Source organism: Kitasatospora cathayae (genome assembly GCF_027627435.1).
GTDB classification, from domain to species: Bacteria; Actinomycetota; Actinomycetes; order Streptomycetales; family Streptomycetaceae; genus Kitasatospora; species Kitasatospora cathayae.
The window spans coordinates 2,421,263-2,438,604 of record NZ_CP115450.1 but is presented as its reverse complement, the minus strand read 5'-3'; the positions used below and the strand labels follow the sequence as shown (position 1 = coordinate 2,438,604).

Here is a 17,342-nt window from a genome sequence, read left to right as displayed (position 1 = left end):
AGGCCCGGCGTGCCCGCCAGGTACCACCTGCGGTTCCAGCTCCACCCCACCCCGGACGCCGCCGAACGCGCCGCCGAACTCGCCTCGTTCTGCCGGGAGGCGGGCGTCGACGAGGTCGTCCTGCTGCTGGGGGCCGAGGAGTGGTACGCCGGCCACCCCGGTGGCGAGGCCGAGGACCGCCTGTACGACACCGCGGCGACGGCCGCCAAGGTGCTGCGGGAAGCAGGACTCGACGTCAGCCTCAACCCGTGGGTCACCGCCGGGCACGCCGACCGGGGCCGGGGCGACCGGCTCGGCTTCGCTCCGATGGTCGGCCCGGACGGGACGGTTGCCGCCAGCCAGGCGTCCTTCGCCTGCCCGCGCTGGCGGGCCTGGCTCACCGCCCACTACGCCCGCTACGCCGGCCTGGGCTTGCGGGTGCTGTGGCTGGAGGACGACTTCCGCTACCACAACCACGCGCCACTGGCCTGGGGCGGCGGCTTCGAACCCCTGATGCTGGACCGGCTCGCCCGACTGGTCGGCCGGCAGGTCACCCGCGCGGAGGCGGTGGCCGCCGTGACCGCCCCTGGCCCCCCGCACCCGTGGCGCGAGCAGCTGCAACAGGTCTGGCGGACCGCGCAGTTGGAGGTGGCAGCCGAGGTGGCGGCGGCGGTCGCGAAGGCATCCGGCGGGCGCTCGCAGCTCGGCCTGATGAGTTCCGAGCCCGGCGTGCACTCGGCCGAGGGCCGCGACTGGCCGGCCCTGTTCGACGCGCTCGCCATCGAGCGGCAGGTCTCCCACCGCCCGCACTTCACCCGCTACGGCGATGCGCCCGGGCGCGAACTCAGCTTCTCCATCTGGATGCTGGAGTACCAGCGGGCGCTGCGACCACGGCACGTGCGCAGCGAGCCGGAGATCGAGAACTGGCCGCACACCGCCTGGTCCAAGTCCGACACCCAGACCTGGTCTGAACTGGTCACCGCCCAACTCTTGGGCTCGGACGCCATGTTCCTCAACGTCCACCCGATGCAGTCCGGCCGCGCCCAGCGCTTCCCACGGGTGGCCGAACTGTTGCGCCGCTCCCGCCCTGCGCTCGACTGGCTCGCCGAACGCACCCCGCGCGAACTGCGCACCCACGGCGTCGGCCTGCCCGTGCGCCAGGACGCCGCCGCCCACGTGCGCACCACCCGCGGCGGCGACCTCGGCGAACTGGCCGTCGACCCCGGCCCCGCCGCGGACTTCCTGCTGCGCTACGGCGTCCCGGTCACCGCCGAGGACGCTCCCGTGCGGGTGCTGTTCGGGCAGCTCGCCTGGGCCTTCGACGACGACGAGATCCTCCGGATGCTCGCCGGCGGCTTGCTGCTCGACGGCACCGCCGCCCGCGTGCTCGCCGAGCGCGGGTTCGGCGACCTGCTCGGCGTCACCGTCGTCGAGCTCGCCGGTCGCGAGGAGCCGTCCGCAGCCGGGCCGTACGCGCTGGAACGCGTGCTGCGGGTGTTCGACGCGGTCGGCAGTTATCAGGAAGGCTTCCCGAGCATTGACGACCGGGGTGCAGCCTTCCCGCGTGCCAGTGATCAGGGGCCCTTCCTGAGCGTTAACGTCCAGCCCGCGCTTGCCCGGCTCCAGCCGGCCGCCGGCGCCGAGGTCTGGACCGAGATCCTCACACCGGAGCAGCAGGTCTGGGGCGCCGGCCGCTGCGTGTTCACCAACGCGCTCGGCGGCCGGGTGGGCGTGCTGGCCGCCACCGCCGTCGAACTGCTGCCGTTCGACGACGACGGTCAGCGCCTGCTGCACGCGATGGTCCGCTACCTGGAAGGCGACACGTCGACCCTGCCGCTGGTCACCGGTGGCCCGCACCTGATCCCGCAGCTGACCCGCACCGAGGACGGCTGGCGGCTCGCCGTCGCGAACGGCAGCGCCGACCCGGCGCGCCCGCGGGTGCACGTGCCCGGTGGAACGGCCGGTGCCGAGGCCACCCTGCTCGCCCCGCTCGCCGAGCCCGCCACCGCCCGCACCACTGCCGACGGCGCGACGCTGGCACTCGACCAGGACCTGCCGCACCGCGGCTGGCTGATCGTCGACCGGCAGTGAGAGCGGGCGGCCGCCAGAGATTTGGCCCATGGTTCGGAGAGGTGGTGGCCGAGGTGGAAGTCCCGTTCGAGAGCGGCGTCCCGGCCTGCGGAGAACACCCGGATGTCCCCGCTGCGCCGGTATTCCTCGCAGTTGACGTCGATCAGGAGTTCATAGCTCAGGTGGGGATCCAGGGCGGGGAACCCGGCGCACTGGGCGGATATCAGCTCGGCCAGGGCCCGGGGTGCGGCCTGCGGCCCTGCGGGCGCGTAGCCGCTGAGCAGGAAGAGCAGATCGAGCTGGAGGAGACGCGCGGTCCGCTCGTCGTCCTCGGAGAGGCACTGCGGAGTGAGTCTCCGGAGCATCTGCTCGTGGGAGTGAGCGAATTGATGGTACGTCAGACACTCTGCCGAGAGGTCGCCGAGGGCGGCGGGAAGGCTGTGCAGGACGTAGTCGCGCAGCGGTGAGCCCGAGCGACCGGGGGCGGGAGAGGTGTGCTGCCGGGGGTGTGCGACACCCTCGACGAGCTGGTTGCTGTTCACGTCCGCTCCTTGCCGGCCGCCTCGACGGGCCGTGACGGCACTGGGGGTTGGTGCTGCTCGGAGGCCCGGCTGCCGGCCGGGGCCCGTTCCGGCGGCGCCGAGGCCGCGCGGGCTCCGATGACTCACTGCCCCGCTGGGAAGTCGGCGGCGGCGCTCGCCCCGGCCCACTGCCGCGTCTCCTCCGAGCGCGCCTCACCGGCGGCCAGGGCCGCGGTCACTGCCTGGGCGCCGAGCAGCAGCCGGCGCGGCGGAGCGGCGTGGCCGACGACGTCGATGATCACCTGGGCGGCGCGGGCCGGGTCGCCGGGCTGCGTGCCGTTGTTCTCCCGCCGGTACCGGTTCATGGCGCCGACGGTCTCCTCGTAGTCGGGCCCCACCGGGTGCAGCTCCATGGACGAGCCCTGCCAGTCCGTCCGGAAGGCGCCGGGCTCGACGATGACCACCTTCACCCCGAACGGGGCGACCTCGCTGGCCAGGACTTCGGAGAAGCCCTCGACGGCGAATTTCGCGCTTTGGTAGGCACCCATGCCCGGGGTGCCGCCGACCCGGCCGCCCAGGGACGAGAACTGCACGAACACTCCCGACCGCTGCTCGCGCAGCACCGGCAGTGCGGCCCGGGTGACGTTGACGACCCCGAAGAAGTTCGCCTCGAACTGCTCGCGGAAGTCCTTGTCCGTCATCTCCTCGATCGGGCCGCTGTTGGCGTATCCGGCGTTGTTCACCACCACGTCCAGCCGCCCGAACGCCGTGACCGCACTGTCCACCGCGGCACGGGCCGCAGCCGCGTCGGTCACATCCAAGGCCGTGGTGCGGACCCGCGCCCCGTAGCGGGAGACCAGGTCCGCCAGCTGCTCCGGCCGCCGAGCCGTCGCCAGGACCTGCTCTCCGCTCTCCAGGACCGCTTCGGTCAGGCGTCGACCGAAGCCCCGGGACGCGCCGGTGATCAACCACGTGCGAGTCATGTCAAGCCCCTTGTGTTCTGTCGTGAGATCCATTGGTCATCACTGTCACGTGCGGTGCATCCGTCGCACATCAGTCATATGACGCTGAGTCCGCGACAACGGCCAGGCCGAGGGATGGGTCAGCGCCGCCCTGGCGAGGTCGTGGCCGACCACCACCCAGCCCGGCAGGCCGGGTTGGAACTCGGCCGGGTGGATCGGGCCGAGCTTCCGCAGCCGGGCGTACCGGGCGGGGGCAGCCGCCTTGAACGCGGCAAGTCGATGACCACCTTGGCCGGTCTGTCGGAGGGTTGAGCGTGCGGGTCCATGGGGCGCCTCCTCGTCGAGGTGAGACGGTGCTGGTACCAGCCGCTCAGGCGTCGACCCCGGCCCGGCTGCTCCGTTTCCCGGTGGCCGTGTGCCGGCTGTGGCTCCCCTCCTTCGCCTGTCGGTGGATTCCCGGATCAGTCATCTAATGGTCGGAGCCAGCGGGGACGCGGTGGGCACGGTGTCGAAAGGAGATGAGAACCGCATGGCGAAGGGGGCGGCAGCTGGTGCCGCCGGCCGCTGGGGAGGGTCCCAGGCGGTTTCGTCCCCGCGGGGTGGCGGTCAGGTGCGAGCCGGCCGGCGGGGGCCTGGTGGGCCAACCGCCGTGCCCCCTCGGGTCGCTGGACCCGAGGGGGCGGTGAAGTGGCTTCGAGGGAGGTTCAGTTGTAGTAGTTGTAGATGTAGTAGATGACGTTGTCGCGGAAGTAGTGGCCCTGGACGTCGTAGAATCTGCCGCCTCGGATGGTCAGGTCGACACCGTTGGGCCCGGAGCTGACGCGCGGGGCCGACGGGCTGGCGACGTTGTTGCCGCGGGGCACACCCTGTGGGGCCGTCGCCTCGGCGGCGTACGTCAGGCTCTCGGAGGTCAGGATCTGGCCGGTGCCGGCGTCGCGCCAGGCCTCGACCATCAGACCGTCATGGCCGTTGTAGGCGATCGACGGGGCGGCGTTGGTGTTGGTGTTCCGCATCTGCTGCCAGTTGTGGTCCCACTGCCAGTTGCGGAGGTTCAGGCCCTGGCGGTAGATGCGGTTGTCGGTGCCGCGGTGGAGGACGGTCAGGCGGCCGTCGGGCGAGGTCGAGGCACCGGCTGCGGACTCCGTGCGGGCGCCGCCCGGCATTTCGGACCAGGAGCTGAAGTTCCGGTTGACGTCCATGAAGCCGTGGTAGATGCGCTCGTTGGCGCCGACGACGATGAAGTGCAGGTGGTCCGGGGAGGCCGCGACGGCCGGGCCCAGGGTCGGGCGGACGGCCGAACCGGAGCCGCCGATGTTCTGCGTGCGGTACTGGATGGGCGAGTTCCAGTACCAGCGCCGGTGGTTGGGTTCGTTGGGGTTGGCGAGGCTCTGGCCCCACACGTCGCCGTTCTGCCCGGTGTGCCAGATCCAGAGCTGGCCGTTGAACGACGTGATCGTGGGCGCGGCGTACGTGACGCCGCCGATGTGGTTGAACGGGCCGCCGTCGACGTTGAACCAGAGCGCGTTGTCCTGGCCGCGGATGACCTCGATGTGGCTTCCCAGGTAGTACGCCATCGCCGGGGAATCCGGGGTGCTGGCGTTGTGGTCCGCCTCCTGCCAGGGCGTGGTCGCGCCGGCCGGGGCGGTGGTCGCGAAGACGGCGGCCAGCGCGGTGAGGAGGACGGCCACCATGGTGGCGAGCCTGGAGGACCTGCGGCGGTGCAGTGGGGTGTGGGGTGGTGCGGTCATGTCTGTTGCCCTTCTCGTCCGTGAGCCCGCGTACGTGGGTGGCTCCGTAGCGATGACGTGGTGTGGCTCGGATCCGACGACGCACCCGCTCGGGGCGTGGGCCCCGGCGGGTGCGGAGCCGCTCGATGGAGAGGTTGTCAGCGGAGCCGGCCGCGGCGCATCAGTCATCTGACTTTCAGCTCGCTCTCCGGCGCATGCGTGTGCTTCGCCCCCACACACTGGAAGTCGACCGACCCTACTTTCCGGTGCGTCGAGCAGGGCACCGGGTCCAGGTCGTGGCGACCGTGTGCACCGCCGACTCCTCCCGTCAGTTCCGGCTCGGTGGCGACGGCGGCCTGGACCCGGCCGCCGCGCCCGTGGGTCGGGTGACTGCTCTCCGCGCCACTCTCACCCGCCCGGATCCCGGCCCTGACGAAAAGGAGGTGCCGTCAAATGACTGATGTCGAACGGTGGTTCGGAACCGATGATGGAGAACGCACGCCCGCCCCGAAGGGACACTCCATGTCTGGACCTCCCGTCATCAGCAGCCCGCTGTCCGACAGCGCCCGAGCAGTCGCCGGCAGTGCCCTCCAGGCGACCCTGGTCGACCTCCTCGATCTCGCCCTGGTGGCCGAGCAGGCGCACTGGAACCTGTACGGTCCGCGTTTCCGCTCCCTGCACGTGCAACTCGACGAAGTGGCCACCACGGCCCGGAACTTCTCGGACACCGTCGCCGAACGCGCCGCCGCGCTGGGTGTCGCTCCGGACGGGCGGGCCGGGACCATCGCCGCCACCAGCGCCCTTCCCTCCATTCCGCAGGGATGGCTGGAGGACAGGGCCGTGGTGAACGCCCTGGTGGAGACGTTCGCCACCGTCATCCGCCGACTGCGCGAGCGCATCGGCGCGACCGGCGAGGCGGACGCCGTCACCGAGGACCTGCTGATCGGGCTGATCGCCGAGTTGGAGAAGCAGAGCTGGATGTTCCAGGCGGAGAACCGGGCCTGACTCCTCCAGCAGCACCCTCCAGCAACACCATCACGTACACGGAAAGGTGGTTCACATGTTCACACCCAAGGCCATGCTCCGCGGCTCGGCCGCCACGGCGACGGTCGTCGCGGCCGTGATGGGCCTCGGTGCCGGATCGGCACACGCCGCCGGCTGGCCTCCGTTGCAGCCGGGCGCCCACCTCTACTCGGGCACCGGCGGGAGCGGCGCGGTGACCCCGGTCGACCTCGACGACTTCGGCACGTGCCACACGCTGTCGGCGCCCGCCCGATCGGTCCAGGTCGCCTCCGGCTCCGCGTCCGTGGTGCTGTACTCCGGCGCGGGCTGCACCGGCGCCAACCCGTGGGCCACCGGTTCGCTGGCCCAGTCCGACCTGCCGTGGCCGGTGCTGAGCTACCGCGTGGTCCCGGCCTGACGTCACCCGGACCAGGGCAGTACGGCCTTCGGTGACTTCCCCACACGGAGGTCTTGAAGCCCCTGTCATGAGGGGTGCCGGGTAGGCGGGTGATGCCCCGGGGCGGCGCGAGCAGGCCGCCGTCCGCTGCCGGCCCCGAGACGCACACCGGGCTCGTCCGTCACCCGGCACTCCCTTGCCCGCTGTCCGGCACGGACCGCAGTGAGCCGACCGCCTGGTGTTCGGCGGACGGCCGGACGGTCACCCAACGCGTCAACGCGGGCCGAGTCTCCCGCCGTTTCGCTCCGGTTGCCCCTGGCGCGCACCCGGATGCCCCGCGCCGACAGCGGTGTCCACCTGCCAGGACGGCTGACCGGCGAGCCGTGCCGTCAGTGCCTCCGGCGCGACGGCGGGCGGAACACCTCACATCCCGTATTCGACACAAGGAGTCCTCGATGGCAGCGCACGACAACATGAACCGGCCCACCAGCGGTCGACGCCGTTTCCTCGGTCTCGCGGCGGCCGGTGTCGTCGCCGGGCAGGTCGGCCTGTCCGCGCCGGCACAGGCGGCCACCGGCCGAGGGACGGCATCGGCAGACGCCGGGACGGCGCCGGGCGGGGCGCCGGGGTCGGGAGCGGGGATCCGCCCGTTCCGTATCAAGGTGGCGCAGCGAGACCTCGACGACCTGCGACGGCGGATCCGGGCGACCCGGTGGCCCGACCGGGAGACGGTCGACGATCGCAGCCAGGGCGCGCAGTTGGCGAAGGTGCGGCCGCTGATGGAGTACTGGGGCACCGGGTACGACTGGCGCAAGCTGGAGCGGCGCCTCAACGACCTGCCGCAGTACATCACGGAGATCGACGGACTGGACATCCAGTTCGCCCACATCCGCTCCCCGCACGCCGGAGCCATGCCGATGCTGATGACCCACGGCTGGCCCGGGTCGATCGTCGAACTGCTGAAGGTCATCGACCCGTTGACCAACCCCACCGCGCACGGCGGCCGCGCCGGGGACGCCTTCCACCTGGTGCTGCCGACCCTGCCCGGCTACGGCTTCTCGGGCAGCCCGACCAGGCCCGGGTGGAACTTCGCCCGCATCGCGCCCGCCTTCCACGAGCTGATGACGCGCCTCGGGTACCCGGAGTACGTCTCGCAGGGCGGCGACCACGGCGCGATCCTCTCCGAGGTGCTCGCCGTCCAGCAGCCGAAGGGGCTGCTCGGCATCCACGTCAACATGCCGGGGACCGTCCCGGACGACGTCCTGCGCCGTGTGCGCAACTTCGATCCGGCCCCGGCGAACCTGTCGGCCGAGGAGAAGCGGGCGTACGACCGGCTGCTGCACTTCTACCGCGACGGCTTCGGCTACGCGGCGATGATGAACCAGACCCCGCAGACGATCGCCTATTCCCTCACCGACTCCCCGGTCGGCATGGCGTCCTACTACTACGACAAGTTCGCGGAGTGGACGGACTCCGGTGGCGAGCCGGAGAAGGTCCTCACGTACGACGAGATGCTCGACGCGATCTCGATGTACTGGCTGACCCGCACCGGCGCGTCGTCGTCCCGACTGTACTGGGAGGGCGCCAGGGCCGGCGGCGGACCGTTCAACGCGGTGTCCATTCCGAAGACGCCGGTCGCGGTGACGGTCTTCCCCGCCGAGATCTACCCCGCGCCGCGCAGCTGGGGCGAACGGACCTTCGGCAACATCATCCACTGGAACGAGGTCGACCGCGGCGGCCACTTCGCCGCCTGGGAGCAGCCGCAGCTGCTGGCCGAAGAACTCCGCACCGCCTTCCGGTCGCTGAGGTAGCACGGACCTCCCGCAACCCTCCGGGCCCCCGGACGCGGACCACCCGTGCCACCGGCCCGGGGACGGCCGGGGTGACCGGATCCGTGCGGCCCAGCCGGCCCCGCTCTTCGTAGGATGGGTGTAGCTCCTCCGGGAGGAACTCGTCCCGGAGGAGCCATGCCGCAGCGCGCGAAACACCAGCTGCTCGGGCGCGCCCGGGAGGTGGAGGTGCTGGACCGTCTGCTGCGCGAGGTGGGCGACGGGCGCAGCCGGGTGCTGGTGCTGCGGGGTGAGGCCGGCGTCGGCAAGTCGGCGCTGCTCGACCATCTGGCCGGGCAGGCGGGGCAGTGGCAGGTCGTGCGCGCGGCCGGCGTCGAGGCCGAGGCCGAGTTCGCGTACTCGGCTCTGCAACGGCTGTGCGCCCCGCTGTTGTCGCACCTCGACCGGCTGCCGGAGGTGCAGCAGGACGCGCTGCGGGTCGCGTTCGGCCTGAGCGCGGGGAACCCTCCCGAGATGCTGTTGGTCGGGATGGCGGTCCTCGGCCTGTTCGCCGAGGCGGCGGCCCGGTCTCCGCTGGTGTGCCTGGTCGACGACGCGCAGTGGCTGGACCTGATGTCCCAGCGGATCCTGGCGTTCGTCGGGCGTCGGCTGGACGCGGAATCGGTGGCGTTGGTGTTCGCCGAGCGGATCACCGACGGGAAGAAGGAAGAGGACTTTTCCGGTCTGCCGGACCTTCCTCTGGGCGGGCTGGCCGACGCGGACGCCCGGGCGCTGCTCGACAGGGTGCTGACGGCGCCGGTGGACGCCCGGGTGCGGGACCGGATCGTCGCCGAGACCGGCGGGAATCCGCTCGCCCTGCTGGAGTTGCCGCGAGGCCTGTCACCAGCGGAGTTGGCGTTCGGCTTCGGCGGGCCCGGCGCCGGTCCGCTGGCGACCCGGCTCGAGGACGGCTTCCGTCGGCGCGTCGACGCGCTGCCGGCCGACACCCGCGCCCTGCTGCTGGTCGCGGCGGTCGAACCGGTCGGCGACGGGCCGCTGTTGTGGCGTGCTCTGCGCCTGCTGGGCATCGGCCCGGAGGCAGCGGCGGCGGCCGAGGCCGCGGACCTGATCACGCTGGGAGCCCCGGTGCGGTTCCGGCACCCGCTGGTGCGCTCCGCCGTCTGGCGGGGCGCGGATGCCGCAGTGCTGCGTGCGGCGCACCGAGCCCTGGCCGAGGCCACCGACGCCGAGCGCGACCCCGACCGGCGGGCCTGGCACCGGGCCCACGCCGCGGTCGGGCCGGACGAGCAGGTCGCCGCCGCACTGGAGGGCTCCGCCGACCGGGCCCTGGCGCGCGGTGGTCGGGCGGCCGCCGCCTCCTTCCTGGAACGGGCCGCCGCGCTCACCCCCGACCCGAAGAATCGGGCGCGGCGCGCACTGGCGGCCGCAGCGGCCAACGTCGCAGCGGGCTTGCCGACCCGGGTGCCCGACCTGCTCGCCGCCGCGGAGCTGGGGCCGCTGGACCGGTTGCAGCAGGCCCATGCCGGCCGGCTGCGGGCCAAGGCGTCGTCCATGACCGACTCGGGGAAGGGCGCGGTGCAGCCGCTGCTCGACGCGGCGCGCCAGTTCAGGGACCTCGACCCGGCCGTCGCGCGGGAGACCTGCCTCGCGGCGTTCGACGCGGCCATCTGGGCCTGGCCGCACGACGAAGGCGGACTACGGCGAGCGGCCGAGGTCGCCCGTGGCCTGATACCCGGCGACGAGCCGGCCGGAGTCTTCCTCCGTGCCCGGGTCGCAGGGACCGTGGACGGGCAGGTCGCCGCCTTCCCGCTACTGGCGCGGGCGCTGCGCTCCTTCGCCGACGAGGAGGAGCCGTCCGTCCTGTGGGCGGCCGCGAACGCCGCCGCGGAGCTGGGCGATCTCCAGGCCTGGCTGGACGTCACCGATCGGGCGGTCCGCTTCGCCCGGACGACGGGCACGCCGTCGGTCCTCTCGACGGCGTTGCCCTACCGGGCGGCCGCGCTGGGCCATGCGGGGCGTCTCTCCGAAGCCGAGGACCTGTTGGCCGAGGCCGCAGCCATGGAGAAGGCCACCGGCGTGGTGACGCGCACGGCCACGGCGGCCATGATCGCCGCGTACCGGGGACGGGAGCGACCGGCCCTGGAACTGCTGGAGGCGATGGAACGGGACGGCGAGCAGCGTGGCCTGGGCCGGCTCACCCGCATGGCCGCGTGCGAGCGGGCCGTACTCCACAACGGCCTGGGCAACTATCCGCTCGCCATGGAAGCGGCGCTGCGCGGCAGCGTGCACAAGGACCTCGTGGTGCACTTCTGGACGTGCAGCGAGCTGGTCGAGGCCGCGACCAGGGCCGGCGAGCCGGACGTGGCGGCCGGGGCGCGCGAGCGGCTCGCCGACTGGAGCCGGGCAGGCACCCCCTGGGCCCTGGGAGCGCATGCGGTCGCCGACGCCCTGACCGGGGCACCGGAGAAGGCCGAGGACCGTTACCGCGAGGCCGTCGACCACTTCGGCCGCGGCGGGCTCGGCGTGTTCGAGACCCGGGCCCGGCTGCTGTACGGGGAATGGCTGCGCCGCCGGAACCGGCGCGCGCAGGCCCGTACCGAGCTGCGGGCGGCGTACGAGGCGGCCGCGCGCATGGGCATGGAGGCGTTCGCCGAGCGGGCCCGGCGTGAGCTGCTCGCCACCGGTGAGACGGTTCGCAAGCGGACCGTCGGCGCGCCGGTCCTGACCCCGCAGGAGGCGCAGATCGCCCGCCTCGCGGCCGCAGGGCACCCGAACGCGGAGATCGGCGCACACCTGTTCCTCAGCCCTCGTACGGTCGAGTGGCACCTGCGCAAGGTCTTCGCCAAGCTGGGGATCTCCTCCCGTCGAGAGATCGACGGCGCCTTGTCGGAGCGGTGATCGCTGTGCGGTGGCGGCTACGGAAGCACGGTGCGCAACTCCCGCCGTGAGCTGATGCCGAGTTTGGTGAACACCTTGCGCAGGTGCCACTCGACCGTACGGGCACTGAGGAAGAGCTCGGCTCCGATCTCCGCGTTCGAACGGCCGTCCCGTGCGCGCCTGGCGATCCGGCTCTCCTGCACCGTCAGCCCGACCGTCCGTTGCGTGGCAGGTGGCGACACCGATACACCGCACTCGGCGAGTTCACGGCGGGTGCGTCCGGCGAAGGCTTCGGCGCCGATCCCCGTGAACAGCTCGTGCGCGGCGCTTACGCGCCGTGCTCCAGGACGACGGTCGGCTTCGGGGCCCGGTCGGTGGCCGAGTCCTGGGTCGCGGCGTTCGCGGTGCCGACGACGGCGAACGCGCCGACGACGGCGGCGGCGCCGGCGATGAAGCGGCGCAGGCGGCCGTTCCGGATGCTGAACAGTGCCCCGGCGTCGCGGATCCGGCAAGGACCCAAGGGACGCGGAAGGTCGATGGCTTCTACCGGCTGTTCCTGGCCCCGGGCGTCGACCACTGCGGCCTGGACGGCGGCAAGGTCGACGACCTGGCGGCGCTGACCGCCTGGGTCGAGCAGGGCAAGGCGCCGGCGGTGCTGCACGCCCCCTGACCACCGCCACCGGCGCGACCGTCGCCCGCGACCTGTGCCGCTACCCGATGGTCTCCCGCTACACCGGCCACGGAGACCCGAGCGCCGCGAGCAGCTTCCGCCGCGTCCGTGCCTCGCGCGACTGACCCCCCGCAGGGCCGAACACGGATTGCTGAAGAGCACGACCCGGCTGAGGCCGGGGCACAGCAGGCTCGGGTCCGTCCTCAGTGGGGGGCGGACCCGGACGCCTTGTTGCCGGTGTCGCGTCATGCCTGACCCGCTGTGCTCAGAGGCCCAGATCCGCCGCCAGGCAGGAGAACCTGACCGCCAGCGCGTCGGGGTCGTAGGCGTCCACCGCCTGATACGCCGGCAGCACCGCCTTCTCCTCGACCATGTCCTCGAAGGGGACACGTTCCGGGAGCGCGCCGAATCGGGCCTTGCGGATTTCCGCCGCCTGTTCGTGCGCGCCGGGACTGGGATCACTCACGTTCGTACCTCCATGTGGTCGACACGCTTGCGGGTCACAGATGGTCCGCGTCCACCACGGCCTGGGCGAACGCCGTCGGCGCCTCCTGCGGCGCGTTGTGGCCGACGCCCGTGAGGACGCGGTGCTCGTAGGGGCCGGTGAAGAACCGCCGGTACCCGCTGCCGTCGGTCGTGGGCAGGAACGGGTCGAGGGCAGGGTCCACGGCGATGGTCGGGACCGTGACGGGCGGTCGGGCCGCGAGCAGCTGCTCGTAGCGGTCGTAGCGGCGCTCGCCGTCGGCCAGGCCCAGGCGCCAGCGGTAGTTGTGGATCACGATGGCGGCGTAGTCGGGGTTCTCGAACGCCGTGGCCGTGCGCTCGAAGGTGGCGTCGTCGAAATTCCAGGTCGGGGAGGTCTCCTCCCACACCAGCCGGCACAGGTCGTGCCGGTTCTGCCTGGTCTCCATGGCGACGCGGCCGCGGTCGGTGGCGAAGTAGTACTGGTACCACCAGGTGTGCTCGGCCTTCGGCGGCAACGGGTTCTTCTGCGACGGGATGTTGACGATGAGGTAACCACTCACCGCCACCAGGGCCTTGACCCGCTCCGGCCACAGCGCCGCGACGGTTCCGGCGGCCCGCGAGCCCCAGTCGAAGCCGGCCAGCACCGCCTTGTGGATCTTCAGGGCATCCATCAGGGCGATCACGTCGAGGGCGATCGCGGCCTGCTGCCCGGTGCGGACGGTGTTCGGGGACAGGAAGTTCGTGGTGCCGTGGCCTCGCAGGTACGGCACGATCACCCGGTAGCCGGCGTCCGCCAGCAGCGGCGCCACGTCGACGTAGCTGTGGATGTCGAAGGGCCAGCCGTGCAGGCAGATGACCACGGGCCCGTGCTTGGGCCCGGCCTCGGCGTAGCCGATGTCGAGCACGCCGGCCCGGACCTGCTTCAGGTCGGTGAACGTGGTGTGGGTGCCCGGGGCGATGTTCGGGATGACCGGGGCCGGGCGGCCGGGCCGGTCGGTACCGGCCGCGACGGCGGCGGGCGCGTTCGATGCCGCGCCGAGCGATGCGGCCGTGGCGCCCACGCCGAGACCGACCGCTTTGGTGAAGGTACGCCTGTTGATCATGTCTGATCCTTCCTGGAGACCCGCTGATGCATCCACTGTTCTTCGGCCAGCGGCCCGACGCATCGGTCACATGACGTCGAGACGCACGAGGACGCTCGCAGACCTACCAAGGGTCTGCCGGGCCGCCGGATTCAGTCATTCGACTGTTTCCGCCGTCCTACCGCTCGGTGATCCTCGAAGGAGCGCCGCGATGCCGGCGGGTCGTCGTGTGTGCAACCGGAAGGTCTGGCCGTGAAGCAAACCCCCGTCGTCCTCATCCACGGTGCGTGGTTCCACATGTCCTCCTGGGAGGGCTGGGCCGAACGGTTCACGGCGCACGGTTACGCGGTGTGCGTCCCGGGCTGGCCCGGCGAAGCCCCCACCGCCGACCAGGCCCGCCGCGACCCCGGCCCGCTGCGCGACCTCGGGCTCGCCGCGCTCACCGCCCACTACGGGACGATCGTGCGCACCTTCGACAACCCGCCGGTCCTCATCGGGCATTCGGCCGGCGGCCTCATCGCCCAGCACCTCCTCGGAGCCGACCTCGGCCGCGCCGCCGTCGTCCTCGCGCCGTTGCCGCCCGGCGGTGTGCCGCTGGACGACGGCCGGCCCCGGCCGTGGTCGCCGATGTCGGCCGGCACGACCCGGCACCCGGGGTTCGAGCTGCTGCCGCGCGCCCGGTTCCGACACCTCGTCGCCAACGCGGTCGGAGAGGAGGAAGGCCACGAAGCTCTTCGACCGGTACGCCGTCCCGGCCCCGCTCCGGCTGCTCGCGGACCTCGGACTCGACCGCACCACCGCCGGGCCGGCCGACACCGTCGTGGACACGGCCAATTCGGCGCGCGGACCGCTCCTGCTCGTGTCCGGCCAGGAGGACCGGATGGTCCCGGACGCCGTGACCCGCTCGGCCTACAAGCGCTACGGCGACTCCTCCGCCGTGACGGATCTGAAGCAGTTCGCCGACCGAGGGCACTCCCTGGTGTTCGACAGCGGCTGGCGTTCGGTCGCCGACCACGTCCTCGTCTGGCTGGCCGCCAACGGCGTCGAGGCCGTGGCCGCAGGGGGCTGAGCGCGGGCATCAGACCTGCGCCGCGTCGGTCCGGCCCAGCGCGTCGCGCAGCGCCGCACGGGCCGTGATGCCCAGCTTGGGGAAGACGCGGTACAGGTGCGAGCTGACGGTACGCGGCGACAGGTGCATCCGCTCGCCGATCTCCTTGTTCGTCAGGCCGCTGGCGGCCAGCTCGGCGATGCGGCGTTCCTGCCAGGTCAGCGAGGCCAGGTTCAGCGTCGAGACGCGGGGTGGGGCCCCGGTGGCGCGCAGTTCGGCCCGGGCCCGTTCGGTCCAGCCGGCCGCACCCAGCCGCTCGAACGCCTCGGCCGCCGGGACCACGTACGGCCGCGCCGCCGCCGGACCCTGGACGTGGCGCACCCGGATGCCGTGCGCCAGCCGGATCCGGGCCAGCTCGAACGGGAAGCCGGCGGCGTCCGGGTGGGATTCGGCCCGCGTGAACATCTCGGCGGCCTCCCGCTCGTCCTCGGCGGTCATCGCCAGCGCGCCGTAGGTGATCAGTCCCAGGCGGGGCGACACGTCCGGCAGACCGGCGTCGCGGGCGGCGAGGGCGTGCGCCCGGGCCTGCTCGACGCGTCCGGTGTGCCGGGCGGCCTCGACGAGATCGAGCAGGGTGCGCGAGGCCTGGTACGCGTAGGGCCGGAACGCGCCCGGCTGTGTGATGCCGATGGCGTAGAGGTACGCGCTCTCGTAGTCGCCGGAGCTCAGCGCGGCGGTCGCGCCGGCGGCGTCGGCGACCTGGGTCAGGAACCCCAGACCGCGCGGGCGGGCCCAGGCGTCCACCTCGGCCTGGAGGTCCCGCGCCCGCCCGACCTGCCCGCGCAGCGCCGCCAGCTGGGCCAGGTACGCGCGGCTCTGGGCGGCGAACAGGTGGTGGCCGTGCTCGGTGGCCAGGTCCAGGCCGCGCTGCCCGGTCTCCTCGGCCTCGGCCCACTCGCCGGCCGTCATCTGGTCGAGCATGATCTGGTGCAGCATGACCATGCCGGTGGCCACGGCTCCGGTCTCCAGCTCGCGGTCCACGACGCGCTGCAGGTGGGGGCGGTAGTGGCTCAGGACGTCGAGGTGGTACGCGGCCGCGCCGAGCCGCGTGACGGCCCAGGGTTCCAGATCCGACAGGTTCGCGGCGGCCTGTCGCACCGGCCCGGCCCAGCCTGCTCCGTGCCTGGTCACATCGCTCCACGTGTCGCGGTAGATGCGCGCGTGTTCGGTGACGAGGTCGCCCAGGGAGGCGAGGAGTTCGCGCGTGCTCTCCCAGACCGCGCGGTCCCCGCTGAACTGACTGATCGCCAGGAGAACGATCACCAGCCGGGTGAGGACCTCGTCAGGTTCGGCTTTGCCGACCGTCGACGCAGCGGCGGCCTCGCCCGCGATGGCTGTCCCTGCGTCCCGGAGCTTCTCGATCGCGGCCGAGACCTGGCGGTGCGTGGAGCGGACGTCCCCGTCCTGGTAGAGCGCTCGGTAGGCGGCCGCCAGCACGGAGGCCGGCGACTCCGTCGAGCCGGGCGCGAGGTCTGCTTGGACCAGCCGGTGCGCCTGGCCGAGGCGGGCGGCGTGACCGGCGACGAAGGCCGCGTCGGTCAGCCGCCGGGAGCGGTCGGCGTGGTTCTCGCTGAGCTCGGCGGCCCGGGTCAGCCAGGTCACGGCCGCCAGCGCGCCGCCGCGCCGGGTCGCCGACTCGGCCGCCGCCTCCAGGATGTCGGCGACGTCCTCGTCCGGATCGACCGTTGCCGCTGCCAGGTGCGTCGCCCGGCGTTCGAGGTTCTCCCGATGCACCTGTGCCAGCGCCAGGTGCGCGGCGCGGCGCTGGTTGGGAGTGGCCATCCGCACGACGGCGGACCGCACGAGTGGGTGCCGGAAGACGAAATCGCCGGTGACCACGTCGATGTCCAGCAGCCCGGCGGCCACTGCCGCGTCGGCGTCACGCATGCCGTAGCGAGTACCGGGGACGGCGTCGGTGCCGCTCGGGGTTCCGGCGCCGTCGAGCGCGCCCATCAGCAGCTCGGTCCGCACCCGCTCGTCGAGGGCGGCGATGCGGGTGCCGAACAGCCGTTGCAGCCGCCGGGGCAACGGCACGCCGTGCTGACCGATCAGGTCTTCGACCGGGAGGTCGCTCGACCGGCCGGCGAAGTGGGCGGGCAGCTCCACCAAGGCCAGCGGGTTGCCCTGGGCCTGCTCCAGGACGATTCGACGGACCCGTCGGCTCAGCTCCGGGTACCGGTGGTCCAGCAGGCGGGCCGCGTCCTCGTCGGTGAGGGCGGTGATCGGCAGTTCGGGCAGTGCGGCGGTGTCGAAGCGGGACGTGAGGTCGGAGCGGACCGCGACCAGCATCTTCGCCGGGCCGCCGGCCAGGCGTCGGCCCACGAACCCGCAGACGTCGGCGCTGGAGTCGTCCAGCCACTGCGCGTCGTCGAGGACCAGCAGCAGCGGCCGCTGTGCGGAGGAGAGCGACAGCAGGCTGAGTACGGCGATGCCGAGCGCCATGACCGACGGCGGATCGCCCTGCACTCCGCCGAACACGGCGTCGAACACCGTCCGGGTCCCGTCGTCCAGCCGCGCGACGTCGGCGAGCAGTGGATGGAGGAACTGGTGCAGCCCGGCATAGGGCAGCTCGGACTCCGCCTCGACACCGGCGGCCCGGATGACGACGTGGCCCTCCTGCTCCGCCAGCGCGGCGGCGTGGCTCAACAAGGAACTCTTGCCGACCCCCGTCTCCCCCCCGCAGGACGAGCGC

13 protein-coding genes and 2 pseudogenes are annotated in these 17,342 nt (G+C 72.8%); 9 read left to right on the top strand and 6 right to left on the bottom strand.

Annotated elements, in window-relative coordinates; translation table 11 throughout:
* Positions 1–9 precede the first annotated feature (9 nt).
* Both O1G21_RS10845 and O1G21_RS10840 read left to right on the top strand, forming a co-directional pair.
* Positions 10–2,070: a hypothetical protein gene (locus O1G21_RS10845; RefSeq protein WP_270142842.1), complete on the top strand. Its 2,061-nt coding sequence runs from the start codon at positions 10–12 to the stop codon at positions 2,068–2,070.
* A gap of 44 nt (positions 2,071–2,114) precedes the next feature.
* Complete coding sequence (locus tag O1G21_RS10840; RefSeq protein WP_270142840.1) at positions 2,115–2,516, top strand: hypothetical protein; 402 nt, start codon at positions 2,115–2,117, stop codon at positions 2,514–2,516.
* Between the two features lie 197 nt (positions 2,517–2,713).
* Here O1G21_RS10840 and O1G21_RS10835 read toward each other — a convergent pair whose 3' ends face one another.
* The gene (locus O1G21_RS10835; RefSeq protein ID WP_270142838.1) at positions 2,714–3,553 is read right to left on the bottom strand and encodes an oxidoreductase; all 840 of its coding nucleotides are present in this window, start codon (positions 3,551–3,553) and stop codon (positions 2,714–2,716) included.
* A 683-nt stretch (positions 3,554–4,236) separates the two neighbouring features.
* Positions 4,237–5,280 (bottom strand): hypothetical protein, encoded by a 1,044-nt coding sequence (locus tag O1G21_RS10830; RefSeq protein WP_270142837.1) that lies wholly within the window; start codon positions 5,278–5,280, stop codon positions 4,237–4,239.
* A 501-nt stretch (positions 5,281–5,781) separates the two neighbouring features.
* Here O1G21_RS10830 and O1G21_RS10825 point away from each other — a divergent pair.
* The 4 genes from O1G21_RS10825 to O1G21_RS10810 all read left to right on the top strand — a co-directional run bounded on the left by O1G21_RS10825 (position 5,782) and on the right by O1G21_RS10810 (position 11,346).
* On the top strand, positions 5,782–6,264 hold the full coding sequence (locus tag O1G21_RS10825; protein WP_270142835.1) for a Dps family protein: 483 nt from the start codon (positions 5,782–5,784) through the stop codon (positions 6,262–6,264).
* A 55-nt stretch (positions 6,265–6,319) separates the two neighbouring features.
* Positions 6,320–6,679 (top strand): hypothetical protein, encoded by a 360-nt coding sequence (locus O1G21_RS10820; RefSeq protein WP_270142834.1) that lies wholly within the window; start codon positions 6,320–6,322, stop codon positions 6,677–6,679.
* A gap of 434 nt (positions 6,680–7,113) precedes the next feature.
* On the top strand, positions 7,114–8,469 hold the full coding sequence (locus tag O1G21_RS10815; RefSeq protein WP_270142832.1) for an alpha/beta fold hydrolase: 1,356 nt from the start codon (positions 7,114–7,116) through the stop codon (positions 8,467–8,469).
* Positions 8,470–8,625: 156 nt separating this feature from the next.
* Positions 8,626–11,346 carry an ATP-binding protein gene (locus O1G21_RS10810; protein ID WP_270142830.1) on the top strand — a complete coding sequence of 907 codons (2,721 nt, stop codon included), beginning with the start codon at positions 8,626–8,628 and terminating at the stop codon, positions 11,344–11,346.
* 17 nt (positions 11,347–11,363) lie between these two features.
* On the opposite strand, the gene O1G21_RS10805 is transcribed toward O1G21_RS10810, so the two are convergent.
* The gene (locus O1G21_RS10805; protein ID WP_333493446.1) at positions 11,364–11,567 is read right to left on the bottom strand and encodes a helix-turn-helix domain-containing protein; all 204 of its coding nucleotides are present in this window, start codon (positions 11,565–11,567) and stop codon (positions 11,364–11,366) included.
* Between the two features lie 278 nt (positions 11,568–11,845).
* On the opposite strand from O1G21_RS10805, the pseudogene O1G21_RS10800 reads away from it, so the two are divergent.
* Positions 11,846–12,120: pseudogene (locus O1G21_RS10800) on the top strand (tannase/feruloyl esterase family alpha/beta hydrolase); the annotation flags it as partial.
* Positions 12,121–12,260: 140 nt separating this feature from the next.
* On the opposite strand, the gene O1G21_RS10795 reads toward O1G21_RS10800, so the two are convergent.
* Positions 12,261–12,461 (bottom strand): hypothetical protein, encoded by a 201-nt coding sequence (locus O1G21_RS10795; protein WP_270142828.1) that lies wholly within the window; start codon positions 12,459–12,461, stop codon positions 12,261–12,263.
* Positions 12,462–12,495: 34 nt separating this feature from the next.
* On the bottom strand, positions 12,496–13,563 hold the full coding sequence (locus O1G21_RS10790; RefSeq protein WP_270142826.1) for an alpha/beta fold hydrolase: 1,068 nt from the start codon (positions 13,561–13,563) through the stop codon (positions 12,496–12,498).
* 276 nt (positions 13,564–13,839) lie between these two features.
* Between O1G21_RS10790 and O1G21_RS10785 the strand changes: the two are divergent.
* Together O1G21_RS10785 and O1G21_RS10780 are read left to right on the top strand one after the other, a co-directional pair.
* Positions 13,840–14,262, top strand: a pseudogene (locus O1G21_RS10785) (esterase/lipase family protein); the annotation flags it as partial.
* A gap of 160 nt (positions 14,263–14,422) precedes the next feature.
* On the top strand, positions 14,423–14,611 hold the full coding sequence (locus tag O1G21_RS10780) for a hypothetical protein (RefSeq protein WP_270151500.1): 189 nt from the start codon (positions 14,423–14,425) through the stop codon (positions 14,609–14,611).
* Positions 14,612–14,620: 9 nt separating this feature from the next.
* Here O1G21_RS10780 and O1G21_RS10775 read toward each other — a convergent pair whose 3' ends face one another.
* Positions 14,621–17,296, bottom strand: a complete 2,676-nt coding sequence (locus O1G21_RS10775) for a helix-turn-helix transcriptional regulator (protein ID WP_333493445.1) — start codon at positions 17,294–17,296, stop codon at positions 14,621–14,623.
* Positions 17,297–17,342: the final 46 nt, after the last annotated feature.

Excerpts from the sequence above, each read along its gene's own strand:
- O1G21_RS10835 (WP_270142838.1), bottom strand. The coding sequence starts at position 3,553 with ATGACTCGCACGTGGTTGATCACCGGCGCGTCCCGGGGCTTCGGTCGA.
- O1G21_RS10830 (WP_270142837.1), bottom strand. The coding sequence starts at position 5,280 with ATGACCGCACCACCCCACACCCCACTGCACCGCCGCAGGTCCTCCAGG.
- O1G21_RS10825 (WP_270142835.1), top strand. The coding sequence starts at position 5,782 with ATGTCTGGACCTCCCGTCATCAGCAGCCCGCTGTCCGACAGCGCCCGA.
- O1G21_RS10820 (WP_270142834.1), top strand. The coding sequence starts at position 6,320 with ATGTTCACACCCAAGGCCATGCTCCGCGGCTCGGCCGCCACGGCGACG.
- O1G21_RS10815 (WP_270142832.1), top strand. The coding sequence starts at position 7,114 with ATGGCAGCGCACGACAACATGAACCGGCCCACCAGCGGTCGACGCCGT.
- O1G21_RS10810 (WP_270142830.1), top strand. The coding sequence starts at position 8,626 with ATGCCGCAGCGCGCGAAACACCAGCTGCTCGGGCGCGCCCGGGAGGTG.
- O1G21_RS10790 (WP_270142826.1), bottom strand. The coding sequence starts at position 13,563 with ATGATCAACAGGCGTACCTTCACCAAAGCGGTCGGTCTCGGCGTGGGC.
- O1G21_RS10780 (WP_270151500.1), top strand. The coding sequence starts at position 14,423 with ATGGTCCCGGACGCCGTGACCCGCTCGGCCTACAAGCGCTACGGCGAC.